Annotated in this window: 7 protein-coding genes; all 7 read right to left on the reverse strand. The window is 44.4% G+C overall.

What is annotated here, in order from left to right; genetic code table 11:
- Positions 1-539 precede the first annotated feature (539 nt).
- On the reverse strand, positions 540-2,813 hold the full coding sequence (locus H3S82_RS10155) for an ATP-binding cassette domain-containing protein (RefSeq protein WP_198232372.1): 2,274 nt from the start codon (positions 2,811-2,813) through the stop codon (positions 540-542).
- Positions 2,814-2,868: 55 nt separating this feature from the next.
- The gene (locus H3S82_RS10160) at positions 2,869-9,873 is read right to left on the reverse strand and encodes a hypothetical protein (RefSeq protein ID WP_149867476.1); all 7,005 of its coding nucleotides are present in this window, start codon (positions 9,871-9,873) and stop codon (positions 2,869-2,871) included.
- Positions 9,874-9,986: 113 nt separating this feature from the next.
- Positions 9,987-11,276 carry an HlyD family type I secretion periplasmic adaptor subunit gene (locus H3S82_RS10165; protein ID WP_078039942.1) on the reverse strand — a complete coding sequence of 430 codons (1,290 nt, stop codon included), beginning with the start codon at positions 11,274-11,276 and terminating at the stop codon, positions 9,987-9,989.
- Positions 11,251-11,904: a hypothetical protein gene (locus tag H3S82_RS10170; protein WP_198232373.1), complete on the reverse strand. Its 654-nt coding sequence runs from the start codon at positions 11,902-11,904 to the stop codon at positions 11,251-11,253. The genes H3S82_RS10165 and H3S82_RS10170 overlap by 26 nt, the downstream gene beginning before the upstream one ends.
- A gap of 2 nt (positions 11,905-11,906) precedes the next feature.
- Positions 11,907-13,376 carry a TolC family protein gene (locus H3S82_RS10175; RefSeq protein ID WP_078039944.1) on the reverse strand — a complete coding sequence of 490 codons (1,470 nt, stop codon included), beginning with the start codon at positions 13,374-13,376 and terminating at the stop codon, positions 11,907-11,909.
- 5 nt (positions 13,377-13,381) lie between these two features.
- Positions 13,382-14,749, reverse strand: coding sequence for a MotA/TolQ/ExbB proton channel family protein (locus H3S82_RS10180; RefSeq protein WP_149867602.1), 1,368 nt, complete (start codon positions 14,747-14,749; stop codon positions 13,382-13,384).
- Between the two features lie 944 nt (positions 14,750-15,693).
- On the reverse strand, positions 15,694-16,104 hold the full coding sequence (locus tag H3S82_RS10185) for a hypothetical protein (RefSeq protein ID WP_198232374.1): 411 nt from the start codon (positions 16,102-16,104) through the stop codon (positions 15,694-15,696).
- Positions 16,105-16,281 lie beyond the last annotated feature (177 nt).

Below are 16,281 nucleotides of genomic sequence, written 5' to 3' on the forward strand. Positions count from 1 at the left end.
AATCGATTGCTAATGCAAAGAACCTCTCAAAAACTGTTCCCCTCATAACTCAATTCGTTATATTTTTTTGGGTGACGTGAATAATGATTTTAAAGCTGCAACACGTTAATGCTTAAAGTCAGTTTATAGCTATTTTAGCATAGTGTGATGAATAAAGGCACTCAACTCATAAACAATAAAAACGAGAGTGACATTTGCGTAAATCGTTCTGCTTGCTTACTTTCCTACATAAATTAGGTTTTGATAAGCGTTCTCACGCTCAACAGGTTTTAGGCCTACGCATTCATATTTTTCTATCTTCTATCAATATAAACATTATGGTTTTTTCTGTTTAAGAAAAGTAAACTGTATCATTTCCAATGTTATTAAACACTAATCATAATTAGATGAGAAAAAACCATTAATCCCGATTTATCAGTTACATTTTTACGCTCTGTAACTTCCTACCCCCTAATATTTTTCTTGTCAAAACTGCTTTAAAGCTACGCCTCAGTGAAGCAGTTATAAGTTAGTAGCTGATGTTGAACGACTTTTCTGTTTCAAGCATTTTGCGGGTGGTTGGAACGGCGCAGAAATTCGCGTGTTGGCCCGTCAAACTGGATATGCCCCTGATCGAGAACAATAACGCGTTCTGTCAAACTCAGAATATCAAAACGGTCTGTCGACACGACCATTGTTGTATCAGGCTGCAATATGTTTTTAAGCACATTGGCAACGCGTGACTCCTGTTTTTGTGACAATTGCGAGGTCGGCTCGTCCAGAATGAGAATCTTGCGTTTTGTCAGTGCAAGGCGTGCCGAGGCAAGCATCTGGCGATGTGCAGGATTGGGATAAAATCCGGCATCGCGCCATGTTACTTCCAATTTATCGGCAATTTGCATTTCGCCACTTACAAGATCAAGCTGATGGAGAATGTTTTCACATTCTTCACGCGAGAGCCGGCCTTCCAGACACAAAAATTCATAAACCGAGCTTGTCAACATCACATGTTCTTGCCAGGCATAATGGATGAGATGTTTGATCGATTCATCGCCAGCATGGAGCGGACGTTTTGAAAACGTAATTGTACCTTTTTCAAGTGACAGATAGCCGGCCAGCAATTTTAACAAAGTGCTTTTACCGCTCCCGTTGCGCCCGAACAGTGCAACTTTCTGCCCCTTTGGTATAACAAGATCAAGATCATCAAGAATAACCTTTTCACTGTTATAGGCAAAAGTTCCATGTTCAATTAGCCATAATGGCGATTTGAGATTTTCGTATTTTTCAAGATGGATCGGCTGATCCTGATTGTCGGAGCTTTCGCCGATAAGTTTTTTCAACCGCTTGTAACTAAGATGGGCTCCATAAGCCTCATAGACAATACTTGAAACACCGAACAATGGCATCAACATACGGCCGGCAAGCAGAATAACCGCAAAAATCGCCCCCTGATTAAGAGAACCGGCAAGCACCAGATAATAAGCCATAATGACAATGAGCACGAGCTGAATGCCATTGATGGCATAATTCAAACGCTGGAAAGCAGCAGTTCGTTGATAACGCTTTTGCCAGGCTTCAATATCGGTCTCGGAATCGGACATATAGCGATCGCTGACAACATCCGGCCGACCAATAATGGACGCCACCATCATATCGACGGGTGTCGGAGGGTCGCGATGAAGTGGCCGTTCTTTAAACTGCAACGCTGCCTGTCGCCAATAGTAATACATGACGCAAAAAATAATGGCGATGATAAATAACGGAACAACGACAACCCATTGCCCGAGTATGGCAATGACCAAAAGAAAGAGCAGAATGAAGGGAACATCCACGACATTGAGGTTCAAAGTCAAAAGCGCAAAATTGCGCACCATTTTCCAGTCATCAAGTGCCCGGAACTGGGCAGCGCCCCATTCATTCGACTGGCTGGCATTGACACGCAAAAGCCGCCTCACAATGTTGGGTTCGATTGTTGTGTGAATGCGCTGGATCAGCGAAATATTGAGCTTCTGGCGGTCACGACGAAGCAGGAATTCACCGAGCAATGCCAATGCGACTCCAATCGAAAAAGTCCATAACGATGCGGATGCATAGGCCGGTAAAATGCGGCTATAAATTGCATTCAGATAAAGCGGTGTGACCACAATCATCAGATTGATGAAAATCGAGCCGAAAAGCAATTTCCATAAAATAGAAACCGCCACCGGATCGGAAGAAATAAGGCGGCGCAAATCGAAATTGTCAAGAAGGCTTGCTTTGAAAACCTGATATTGCGGAATGCATTGATCAGTAAATTTTTGAGCTTTTTCTTGAGCAGTTTTTGAGCCACCGTTTTCCGCATTGCCCAATTGCGCTATATCGCGCTTGTCATCCGTTTTGGCGAGTGCATCAAGTTTCACAACCTCGGCCGGATGCACAGTTTTTTTGAGAGCCTGCGGCTTTTCGCTTGCCTCGGGAGGCCGTTTTTCCAGTTCAAGGGAAGGTTCGATTTTGCTTTCAACGGTCACCACATCCGCAGCAGAACGGATATTATCAGCTTCGGCTTTGTGGTGGCTTTGCTCTTTATCTTCATCAAGAAAAACGAATGTCCCGTCATTTGCCACTTCCACCGCACGGTAATTACCCGCAGGGGTTAGCACAATATAGACGCCGCCAATCTGCAAAGCCGATTGTTTGTTGACGCGTACAATGTGAACGCCGAGTTGGCGCTCGACGAGCTTGATCAAGGTTTCGTCGCCTGACATTGGCAAAGTACGCAGACGCTGCCAGTGAAAAGGAAGAGAACCGCGTATTTTGTTACACGCGGTTTCCAGAGCGTCGATCAGAGGAGTCATTCGGTTCTTTCCAGATGTTATCGGTCAAGCGTCGCAAGAGAATTGGCAATGCGCATTATCCTCTGTCTTGCGGATGCGAATCCCCAACACTGCCTTTCGCAACGTCGATGGTGTTGCCCGTATCATGCGTGTAATTGCCATCTGAATCTTTCCCGAAAGCAGTCCATTGCTTATCGCCATTCCCGTTATCCGACGTCAGTTTCCATTGCCAATCACCTGTGCCGGAGGAAAAGGCGTTGAACTCGTCCTGACCGTCGACGAAGAAGTGGGCGTGGTAATGACCGTCGGTATCTGCCTTGCCGGTCATAAAGTCCTTGAAAAACTTGTCCATATCAAGGTTGACGGTATCTTTATAGTTATCAATAAAGCCGATGCCTTCGACATTTTTGATGCCACCGGAGATATTATAGATTGAACCAGGATGGCTGTTCGTCGAGTCAATTCTTTTTAGCATGTAGTCCGTGCCATCGCCGCCATCAAACGAAATAAGGTTTGTATTGTCGTTGGTCGGGTGAGTGGTGAATAGAACGCTGTCATCACCGCTCGAACCGATAATGCCGGTGATATTGTTCAGGTGGTCCTCATAAGTCGGATTTCTGTCACGAACGAGCGAACCATTATATTCACCTGCAAGCTTGTAGACAAAAAATTCGTTTGGATTGAGGTGACTGTAATCGACAACGCCATGCGTATAATCGGAACTTACACCACCATGGCTGATGAAAAGGTCATCACCACCGCCGCCGCCGTTAAATTTGTGTCCACCGGCACTGCTGCCTTCAAACACATCGTTACCTTGCGTACCAGTTATGGTTCCGATGCGTTTGAATACGTCGTGGCCTTGGGTACCTTGGGCAACATGGTTTTCGTCGTAACCGTAAAAGCCCTTTACCGTTGTTCCGGAATAGCTCTGCCCGTCATCCATTTTGACATAGACGCCATTTATAAACCGCCCGTTGCTTACATAATTGTAATAGAGGGTATCATTGGAAGCAGTGGAGAGATCATTACCATCAATATAGCTGATGCCATCCTTACTCGAATTTTCTACAGAATAGATCTGGTCGCCTTTGTAACCGCCGACCAATGTTCCGTCGGTACCCCAGCGGCCAATTATCTTATTATTGAAAAAATATGCACCATAAGCATTTTCAAAATCATGAAGCTCGTTTGTATATTGCTTGCCATTCTTATCCTTCCAAAGCGTTGTCGCTTCTCCGGTATCAAGGTTAATGGTCACATCATTCTGAATGCCGATATCCGGTTTGGCTGCCCATGGATCAAGCTGATAAAGATCGCGCTCGTCATCGGGCAACAAGCCATCGACACGCCCACCTAAATTCGGTGCGCCGACGAAATAAGTGTCAGAACCTGCACCACCGTAATAAATGTCGTGTCCTTGCGTTGCCAAGAAATAATTGTCTTTCTCGTTGCCGTAAATCAGATCATCAAATTTACTGCCAATAACATTTTCAACATTGGTTACATGACCCTGAGCGGCACCTTCGGCAAGCACTGCACCATTACTGTCATGGCTGAGTATATTTTGATTATTATTAATGGCATAACCTTTTTCACTGGCCGCCAGGTTTATATAAACCCCCTCGGTGCGTTGGTTCGGATCCATTGGAGCGACGTTTTTGCCGTTGGCATCTGTACTTTCCAGAACATCCTGAAACGAAATCCAGTCATTTTCCTTGCCGCCATCGGTTCGTGTACCACCATCATAGGTGAGTTTACCTTTACCGACATAAACAATATCGGTACCGGTTCCGCCATTGATAATCGTTTCTCCTGTTGAACCGCCAAGATAATATTTGTCATAGCCGCCGCGGTTGTTGATAACCGTACTGCCTGTCGAATATTGGAGGTGATAAACACCGGCCGAATTACCATTATCCTTGTTCAGACCGCTTGCGCTGCTATCAGCGTCATTGACAATACCGTCCGTTATAGTTTTCGAAGCAGATGAATATCTGAAATCGAAGTCGTCCGGATTTTGTGCTGCAAAATTCTCGTGTCTGACAATTGGTTGACTACCAAAGGAAAGCAAATTTCCGTCTTTGTCGGTATAATTGCCGTTTTTGTCCCGATAGTAATCCATATGCCCTTCGGAATCATAGACAATTCTGTCAAAGTTATTGTAACCGTCGTTACCACCCCCGTCAAAAATTGTAACATCGCCTTTGGCTTGTTGAAAATTATAGATATCGGAGTCGCCACCATCACTGATTTTTACAATAGAATCTGCGGTACCGGAATTCGTGAAATTATAATCACTCCTTCCCTGATCATCTACGATTGTGGTTTGAGCGATTGCCGAATCGTTAAAATAATAATTATCTGTGAGACGGAGCGTGCGAGATTCGTTAGAACCATGATCCAGAATCGTTACATTTTTTGTCGTTGAACTAATGAAGTTATATAAGTCGCCAAAATAGGAATCTTCGATCTTTACCGTATCGAAATTACTGTTATTGAAGAAATAATTATCGTCTCCATCATCACCAGCACCTTCAATAGTGGTTGTGGTGATGTTCACATCGCCGCCCTGTCCATACCTAAAGTAAAATTTATTATCACCACCCTGATCAGTAATATCGACCTTGGAATTTACAATTTTTGTATCTTCATCCACGCCGAAATTGTACGTATTATTCCCATTTAGGGTATCTGCGGCAATATCTTTAATTTTGACAATTGAATCATGTATCTTGTTGAAAATGTAAGTATCGCTGCCATCATCCTTTTCATCGCCTTTGGTATTTGTATCTTCGATACTTACTTTTGTTTTTGAACCGGTGAAGTCATAAATATCAGCCCCCAACCCATCTGTGATGGTAATATTATACAAATTATCGGCAGCAAAATTTTCACTTGTGGTATTCTGGAAATTATAAGTATCTTTCCCTGTACCATCAACGATTGTAATTGTATTTACATCACTGTTCGTTGAATTCTGGAAATTATAGTTATCCCAGCCACCACCATCTTCAATGTTTACTTTTGTCTTAACATTATGGAAGTTATAGTTCGAGGTCCCGTCACCCTCGGTTATCTTTACACTACCGCCTTGGGTGCGATCGAAGTTGTAATTATCTCCTCCGCTGCCACCCTTTACACCACCACCATCTCTGATCGTGATGTTCGAATTGTTCGTATCATTGAAGAAATAGTTATCTTGCCAGTTATCACCGTCGATAATACTGATTGTTGAAGCATCTGTGCGGTTGAAATAATAACGATCCTGACCGGTGTCATCCTGAATATTGACAGTCACATTGGATATATGATCCGTATCCGAGTTACCATTACCTGCGAAGTCGTAACTATCATCAGCATCGTTGGCGCCATAGTCATGAATGTCGACTTTCGCGTTCACTGCATTACGGAACGAGTAATTATCAGCCCATCGACCGCTGTCATCGATTTTTACTGACGAAATAACCGAACTGGTCGCATCGCCGAAATTGTTAAAATTATAGTGGTCCGAACCATAATCGTCTGAAATATAAATATGACTTCCACCGGCAACGGCGTCAGATTTCGCTTTCACGTCGTTGAAGTTATAAACATCATCTCCCGAATTAGTACCACCCTGATCTTTGATAGTAACAGTGTTGTCCTGATCAACCAGGATACGGTTGAAGTTATAGTTATCGGAGGCACCACCATCGGTTATTGAAACCTTTGAATAGGAATCATCGAAAAAGTATTGATCCCGATCGTTCGAGCCACTATTGCCGATTGCATAATCCACAATTGTGACCGAGCCGCCTTGCGTGCGGTCGAAATAATATTTGTCGGCACCGCTTTCGTCGGTGATGTTGACGATTGTATTGGAGATAAAATCTGTCGGGTTCTGACCGCCTGATGATGTATTATGGGTAGCAAAATCATAAACATTGTCGAGATTTTGCGATGTGCCACGATTGGAGAAGTGATCATAGATCGTAATATTGGAGTCTTTTGCCTCATGGAATCTATAATCGTCTTGACCTGATCCGTAATCGTCAATGTTCACCTTGCTGGTGATTTTATTAAAATAATAATGGTCTGTGCCACCCGTATCGGAAATAACGATATTTGCAGCCGCCCCTGTGGCAAAACTTGATGCCTGGGTGTTGTTGAAATTATAGGTGTCTGTATAATAGTTGTTACTATTATCGGTAATTTTAATTGTATTTTCAGCCGATGTTGTAGAATCGCTGAAATCATAGCTATCACTGCCATCCTGATCTGTAATATCGACTTTCGTATTAATTTTAGAAAAATGATATTGATCAGCCGCCACTGTTCTGTCGTTTGAATTTCCGACACCTGTATCCTTGATGGTTACAGAACCGCCTGTTGTGCGATCGAAGTTATAAAGATCATTGCCATACTCATCGGCGATAGCAACCGTCGTATCATTAATATGATCTTCAGCGGATTGGTTATTTTCCTTTAGCGTTGCAAAGTCATAAATGTCGTTGCCACCGAGATAAATACCATCATTGAGGTTGTTAATCGTAATGTCGGATTTATCAGCGTTGTGGAATGTAAAGTAGTTGTCGCCCGAGCCAATATCATCAATACGGACTTTGGTCTGAAGCCGGTCAAAGTGATATTCGTCCTTGCCGCCTTTATCCAGAATCGAAACATTCGAAGCCGTACCTTCAGCCCTGCTTTCCGATGTTACATCATTGAAATTATAAATATCATTGGCGGTACCATAATCCTTGACTGTGATTGTGTTATCCGCACTCGTCTTAGCATTTTCAAAGGAATATTTGTCAGCACCATCCTTATCGGTAATATCAACTTTCGTTTCGGCGCCCGAAAAATGGTACTCATCCTTGGCTACATCTTTTGCGCTGATCTTGCCTTCGTCATCAATCGTGACAGAACCACCTTTTGTGCGGTCAAATTGATATTTGTCACTGCCATTTTCATCAAGAATAGTAACAACGGAATTCTCGATATGGTCGTCTGCGTTTGAATTTTCGGCAGTCAAGGTCGCAAAATCATAGATATCGCTTCCGCTTAAACTGTCACCATCATTGCGATCATTGATCGTAACATGATTGTCTTTAATATTGTGGAACTGATACTGATCGTTACCGGCCGCCGAATCATTAATTTCTACACGATTGGTCGCCTTGTTGAAGTGATAGAAATCACTTCCGCCGGCATCTGTAACCTTGTTTTGCCCTGTTGAGGATTCAAAGTTATAGGTATCGTTCGAGTCACCTTTACCACGATCGACAACGGTATTGTTGCCCGAAGAATTGACAAGATTATAAGTGTCTTCCCCTGAGCCGGCAAATAATTGGTTATTACCGCTCGACCCCTTAATAATGGTGCTGTCTTGCGGATCGGTCATCTGCATATCGAAAACGTTATTGCCATCACGTCCGTCGAAATAATAGGAAGTCGCTGTGTCACCGATCAGAAAATGATCATCGCCTTTGGTACCGACAATTTCGGTAAAATTATGCATTTCCGCAACATCGCCATTGCCGGTATCGGTGATCTTGTTATTGGCAACATCGTATACCAGTCCTGGCAGTGCATTTGACCCTTCCTCGGTGGTAATCGGATAATCATCACCAAAGATCAGGCGGTTTGTACCACCCTCGCCATCATATTTGATGTTGTTGTTGAACTGCGAAGCATAAATCGTATCGTTTCCGCTGCCGCCATAAATTTCACGTGCATTCGGCGTTTTCGGCAAAACAATCGCGTGATTACCATTGATAACCGTATCCGGATGATCTCCGTCATACTGGTTGGTAAATTCGGATTTGGCTTTGGTTATCCTGCCCTGAGCATCAACCCAGGTAATGTTGATGTTGTTGCCGTTATAATCGACATTGCCCTTATAGTTAACGAATATCTCGTTATCTTTAAGTTCGATACCGTATTTGGCAACAAAATCATCATATCCGGGTCCTCCCTTCCAGATGATAGTCATACCGTCCGGAATGCCGGTTATGTTCTTGATAGCTTTACCGGCAACAGATTCTCCGCCTACCAATTGGTCGAAAGTGACAATACGCCCTAAACGACGATCCAGATTGTTCGGGCTGTTTTCTGTATTGACCTGACCATATTTGAAGGCCTCGTTATCGGCATGGACAGTAAAACCTTTTTCCTGATCAGCCTCATTGCGCAAATCAAGAATAGCAGGTTCACCATATTGAACACCAAGATCAGGATTTGTACGTGCAGCAGGCGAACCGCCGCCCAGATGCCAAACGGTCGATTGTGTTCCGTCTCCATTGTCAACAACCGTTTTGGTGTTTGTTACCTGATAAAGATTAGCCTGCTCGACAAAAGCCAATCCCGCATTACCAGTGTTATCGCCATCGCCACCGGTATGATCATTGTTGTTATCGTTATTACCGCCATTGTGATCATTGTTGTTATCGTTATTGCCACCATTATGATCACTGCCATGATCAGGATTGCCAGGTGTTGTTGGTGTTGACGGTTCCGACGGTGACGCTGGCATTACCGGAGCAGGCATTGCCTCGGAAGGAGTGTTGGTCGACGGAGGAGTGCCGCCTCCCGCTGAAGTCGATGGAACAAAACTTATCGTATCCTCTACAGATGGCGGATTGCCCAAAAAATCGGCCACAGACAGATGTTCATCGCTGTCGCCTTTACCGCCACCCTGACCACCTGTTACGTCGTCGGAATCCAGATCTGTCGTTTCACTTACCGGTGCCGACTGGACAACGGCAACCAAAGGATCGGCATTGGCATCGCTCTTGATATTGTTTTCACGAATTTCGCTGAGTTCGGGGCCGGGTTCGATCAAATCGGCACGTTGGAACAATTCATTCGACGAAACACTTGTCCCGTCAGCAAAATTCAGGTTGAACAGATTTTCATGCATAGAAGACATCTGCGCAGCCTGAACCAATGTCAGTTCCGAACCGTCCTGGGTGCGAATAACCACATCGCTCCCGCGAATAATAATTTCGACTTGGGAAATAGCTAGCGGTACATCGTTATCCGAATAAGTATCAACCAGAACGGACACGCCGTCCTTCTGCGGAAAAGGTAGTTTCATTTCGATATAACCCCTAAGATAATCCAATACCCCGACATTGAAAAAAATCCCTCGACTAGAATATAGTTATAGCCGATCTTTTTAACAAGCTCAATTGCGACACAGTGCCTCTCTTACTCGCTGAAGACAACCGACATTCCATCAATAAACGGTTTGAAAAGATATTGCAGAAATGTTCTTTGTCCGGCAAGTGCAAATGTCTCGACCGTCATACCCGGAAATATCTTCAAACTTTCATTCTGCTTGGGGTCCATTGTCACGGTAACTTCGTAATAACGTCCCCCCTTGTCTTCCTCGCCAACAGCATCCGCACTGATGACCGAAACTTTCCCTTTCAAAGTGGGGCTGCTGTAATTGGAAATAGCAAGTACTCTTACACGCACATCCTGCCCTACCCACAAGCGGTCACGATCTTGCGGGTTAACTTTGACATCCGCAACCAGCGGCACTTCGCTTGGTGCAATTTCGAACAATTTTTCACCCGGTCGCAAAACCGCCCCCACATGGGGCATCACAACCTGTTGGATAATACCGTCGACAGGCGAAACAACTTCCGAATTTTTTGCTCTCTGCCTACTTGCTTCCCACTGTGCTTTCGCTGTTTCGAGTTTAACCTGAACTTCCGCAAGCTGCTTGTTGGCATCCTCGTTGAATTCGGTTCTATACATCGACATTTTGAGTTTTGCCTCGTCACGCGCGGCGGTCATTCCCGGCACTTTCGAGCGCGCATCGGCAAGTGTGCTCAAAACTTTCTGATATTCGAGACGCCGCTGGACAAGCGTTGCCTCCGGTGCTGCACCTCTCGCGACCAGCGGCTCAAGAAGCTTGATATGTTCATTTGACAATTGCATTTCAGCGCCAAGATTGTCGATTGCAATGGCATTCGATGCAAGCTGGGCTTCTTTTTGTTCATATTGGGTTTTGGCTATAGCAATTGACTCGTCGAGTGCACGGCGACGGGCATTATATAAATCGGTTTCATTCTGGTAGATTTCCGCCAATTTCGGATTTTCCGGTTTCGGAGGCTTGAAGTCCTTGCCGGCAAGCTCCGCACGCAGCCGCTGTTCACGTAATTCATAGGCACGAAGGGCAATAAAATTGCTTTCGTTATCTTCAGCCACTGTCAAATTTTCGACATTTGCCAGAACCTGTCCTGCTTTGACTGTTTCACCATTGGTAACGAGCAATTGTTTCAACACCCCGCCTTCGGGATGTTGTATCTCGATATTATGACCTTCGACACGAATAATTCCGTGCCCGCGCACCAGAACATCGAATGGCCAGAATGCAGCCCACAAAACAGCAGCCAGAATACACAAAGCCAAAGCCCACTTCCCTTTCAGGAGGAGCCAAAGCCCGTCGGTCGTTTTTCTCGGTTTACTGCGTTTTGCCGTTATTTGCATCGGTATTTTCAACACGTAATATAATAAAGTCGTCTGTATTATTAGGCACAATCAGATTATCAAATCTGATGTTTTTGATGATGGCACCTTCTTTTTGCAATACAGCCATCGTTGCCACAGCACGATTGACTTGCAACAATAATGTATCACCTGTCGAAACATTTATACTACGTCCAACCGAATAAATGCGTAATTTTTCAGTCGCCAGAACGCTTTTATTTCTTAATGCCCATGCGCGCACTTCGTTTTGTTGAACACCTGTCAAATAGGTTCTGTTCAATTCGACATTGATACGCAAATCGCCATCGCGTGGTTGCAAGGCTGCGGTATCAACCATCACCAGCGGCAATTTGGTTGCAACCTGCTCCATGCCGTCATCAATATTTCCGTCCGACACCGCTTTATTCGATTGTTTTTCCACCGTCTCACCGAATTTCGAGGCAGCTTGCTTGGCACTCTGCTCGGCTTGCGATTTCTGATTGCCTGCCTGATCCTCCGGTCCGGCTATTTTCGAAGTTGCCACAATCACCTGGAACAACATAGCCAGCAAAAGAAAAACCATCAACAGAACGGTGAGCATATCGGCATATGCAATCCAGATATTCTCGCCACCACGTTTTTGTGCCATTATCAACGCTCCACAAGCTGAAGAGCCACAAGTCCGTCATGAGGCTTGCCAGCAAGATAATAGATACTGAACACAGCGCGCATAAAGCCATAACGGGCGTCAATAGCATCTGTACGGGACGAAAAATATTCGGTCTCTGCCGTGATCAGATCGGAAAGTTTCCGATCACCAAGACGGAACTCTTCAAGGTAAAGACCGCGTGTCTTATCAGCCTCTTTGGACGCCTCTTCACTGATTGTCCATTGCTGCGACGTAATATCAATATCACCAAGCAAAGCCCGCACCTCGTCATTCACTGTCGAGCGCTCCTTGCCAAGCTGTGCCTCGTTGACATTCAATTGTGCATAGGCTTCACGAATTTTAGCCTTTTTCGAAAGGTCAAAAATATCGAATGTCAGTTTGAGCTGAACGCCGCCATCAGTATCCGATACATTATAAAGATTGTCTACGTTTTCGAGCGTGCGCTTATAATCGATTGTCAAATCCAGCCTCGGTTTCAAGCTCGCTTTGGCACCGACAACACTTTTCCGGCTTCCTTCCAGCGCCGCACCACGTGCAAGCACTGCCGGGTTCTGTTCTGCCGCATTGACAGCAACAGCATCAAGATCCCTAACACGGGGAAGCGCCATACGCTTGGCGGGCAATGCCTCGACCTCTATCCCCACAAGAGCATTCAACTTCTGCTGGGCACGCGACAATTTGAGTTCGATATCCTTGCGGCGGTTAATCGCATTGCTTAAAGCGAGACGCCCGCGCACAGCATCCGATTGCGGCGAAATACCACCGGCAACACTTTCGCCGATTGTTTTATTGAGAGATGTAATCTTGTCAACATAGGCCATCGCCGAGCGAAGCTGTTCTGTATAAGACTGGACAGCCATATAGGCATTTGCTGTATTATACATCACCGTCAGATCTTCGGCATGTTTTGCGTGACCGCTCGCACGCAAATTATAACTTGCGGCCTCTTTGTCAGCATCACGCCGCCCGAAATCATAGATACTGTAGCTAACATCAATACCGGCGAAAGCTGTATCATCAAAATCTCTGTCGCGACTGGTGATACCACCATCGTAGCGCAAATTCGGAGCGGTCACTTCGGCACCGACCGTCGGATAATATTTGGCTTTCGCCTGATCAAGTCGGCTTTCAGCAATATCAAGCTGGCTTTTTGCAACTTTGATTGTCCACGAATAATCTGCAGCCTTCTTCAAAGCTTCATCCAGCGTCAGCCTTTGCTTTTCACGCTTGAAAAATTCTTTCGATTTTGCAGTTACCGGGTTGTTGGTGTTTGCAACCTTCGGGTCCTTACTGATTGCAGGCTGGTTATTTTTATCGATAGCCTGCGTTGTCATTGTATCGACGCCAGCACGAACTGTAGGTTTTTTATCGGATGCGCAGCCCGTTGAAACGACGCTACAGCTTACCAACAGGACAGACACCACACGCTTCAGATTGATTGAGCAATTCATTCGAATTAGCCTTTCGTGGGTGGAACTTCACTAACCTTTTGAGCTGCTCGCACAGCCGAGACAATGGAAACACGTGCTTCAGTTAAATCCCGCATCCCCTCCATCACAGCTTTTTGTTGTGCGCGCATAACCTGCGTTGCGCTCTCCAAAGCTTCTTTTTGTTCGTCATTATGAGAAGTCAGCCGTCCGGTCGATTGATCAATCGAAGCAGCAAACCCTTGAATTTGTTTCAATTTTTCAAGAACTGCTTCGATTCCGGTCGTAATTTCGATCCGCATCTGGTTCAAACCGGCAATTGCCTGGGCAATAGTCTGGCTATTGTTTTCCTGAGCCTCGGTACCCCGTGCAATATAAGCACTATTGGTTTTAACCACGTCGCTCAGATGGGTGAGCATCTCGTAGCTATTCTGGATCACTTCGACAATTTGTCTTGTCGCTTCACCATTTGCCGTGACAGTCGACAACATTGCATCGACAGAACGCTTGTTGTTTTCCGATTGTTCGGACACAACCTCCAGCATTTTGTCCATGGTTTGCTGTTGGGCAGCCTGCCCTTCGACGAAGCTACTGGATATTTCAATAAATTTTCCGGTATCTTCATGAGAAAACTCGACATGACGGGAAAGAACTGCTGCCAATCTGTTGATCGCACGTGTTGTCGCGTCGATTGTGCCGGTCTCGCCAGCCATTTTGGAAGCTTCTTCACCGCTTGCAACAAACGACCATTTTTCGATATCGTAAACAATACCTTCTGTTGTACGTCCCATGAAATGGGCAATCAAACCGGTACAAATAGATGACCCCAGACCGAACATGGATGACGAAAACGCGGTTGCCATACCACCGAGAGGTGCTGCCAGCGAATTGACCAGCGACTTCGCCTGGATTTCATCAGCCGACGACAAAACGTTGATAGACCCGCGAATACCTTCCATAGTAAATGTCAGACCGAAAAACGTACCGAGCAAGCCCATGGAAATAACAGCACCGGCTGCATAGAACAGAAAATCCACCCGCCAGTCCAACGCCGAAGAAACCAGTGAGATTGCGGAATTTCTTTCATCTTCATTAAAGCTGATAAGATCGCGCAATCGACCGCGCAACAACCGCATATAGCCTTTTAAAACCGGCTCTTCACTATCGCGCGGAAAATTCCCTTTGAATTCTACCCACTGTTTCACCCCTGATTTGAGGTAGAACATTGTGTAAATTGCATAAACAAGGACGATCGCGTCGAATACAGCAATGATGCTATTAAAAATAATGTTATGCGCCACAAAATCGCCGTGAAACACCACGGTGTAAACAAGCGCAAAGAGCGACAGAAGCGCAAGCACCAATGAAAAATACAGTACAGAACGAGTAGATCTCATAAATAACCCCTTTTGATGCAGCTCCTGCACCGAAAAAACATTCTACCCCCCACCGCTACAAACGGCTTTTCCGCCAATTGACCATATTGACGAAATTTTTCCCATCTGCGCGCCCAAACTCCACAATTCAAGAATCATAGAACGTTTTAATGAGTTAACAAATTTTTGCAAGATATGGTGAATTTTTAGTTAACAACAAAATTAATACGAAATATCAATTTGTTAAAAAGTTTTTCGCTTTATTTACAGTCATTCTAAACTAAAATTGTGATTCACTTTCTGTTACAATCCCCATATCCCTGAACATGTAGGTGAAAATTTTTCTTTAAACATTTAATCGGCTATCTATCTTTATTTGGCAACCCGATCTGTTCACATTTTCGTATGTTAACGAGTTATATCGCACACAATAAATAATTATTTTAGTTGTAAAATATATTATATAAATTTGAATTATTAATTATGAACAGTATTATTTATATTTATTTTATAATAACTTTCGTTTTTTAACTTTTTTATTTTTATATTATAAATTATGTTTCTATAATATCAATTTTTCTACTAATTCGTGAAATGACAACTCGTATTTACATTGATTATTTATTTTACAGTCGCCTAAAGAGCTTTAATATGAAAATTTCATGAATGTATATAACGATTGCCGACTTTGCTTCTGGCTGTTCATGAAGCGAGCTTAAGGGAGCATACGTTACAAAATGCTATGTTTCTTCCTGTCCTAAAAAGACGATTATGTCATTTTGCTATAACACGGGGTTATATGTTTCGCCCCTGAAGTCATCTTTTATCCTGATTAATCCCCTCTGTTCTTAGAGACAAAAGGCGAAAATGAATAAAAAGCGCCGCACCAGTTCGCTTGCGTGAATCAATGCGGTATAACACTTTCAAACCAGACAATTGAAACTTTATAGGCTACTCCGGATTTACTACCTGCGTTTCAGCGCCAGTTCCAAGTCCTTTTTTAGTTCCTGTTCAAAGTCCCGCTTGAGCTGCTGGGACAAATCACGTTCGATTTGCTGTGGCAAATCCCGTTTCAGTTGTTCTGCCAAATCTCTTTTTAACTGCTGTGTCAGGTCCCGTTTGAGTTGCTGTAACAAATCCCGTTCGAGCGGCTGCACCAAATCCCGCTTGAGTTCCTCTGCCAAATCCTTTTTGAGCTGTTGGCTCACGTCCCATTTAAGGTCATGCGCCAAGTCGCGTCTGAGCTGCTCTGCCAAACCCCGCTTCAGTTGCTCGGACAAATCCCGTTCGATCTGCTGCGCCAGATCTTTCTTGAGCTCCTGTGCCAACTCCTTTTTCAGCACTTCCACCAAATCCCTTTTGAGCTGCTGGTCCAAAGTCCCGTCTCCCCTGAATGTTGACTATTCGAATAAATTTTGAATGGCCGGATGATATGTCAACTCAAGGGCTAAATAAAGAACAATAAGGCGAAACGGCTTTGTCTTAAGCGAACAAATCTTTTTTTCATCCATAAAGACAAGAAAACTTGATTTTGCCAATTGTACCGACAGAGA

The sequence above is a fragment of the Bartonella sp. M0192 genome, assembly GCF_016102305.1.
In the GTDB taxonomy this organism is placed as follows: domain Bacteria; phylum Pseudomonadota; class Alphaproteobacteria; order Rhizobiales; family Rhizobiaceae; genus Bartonella; species Bartonella apihabitans.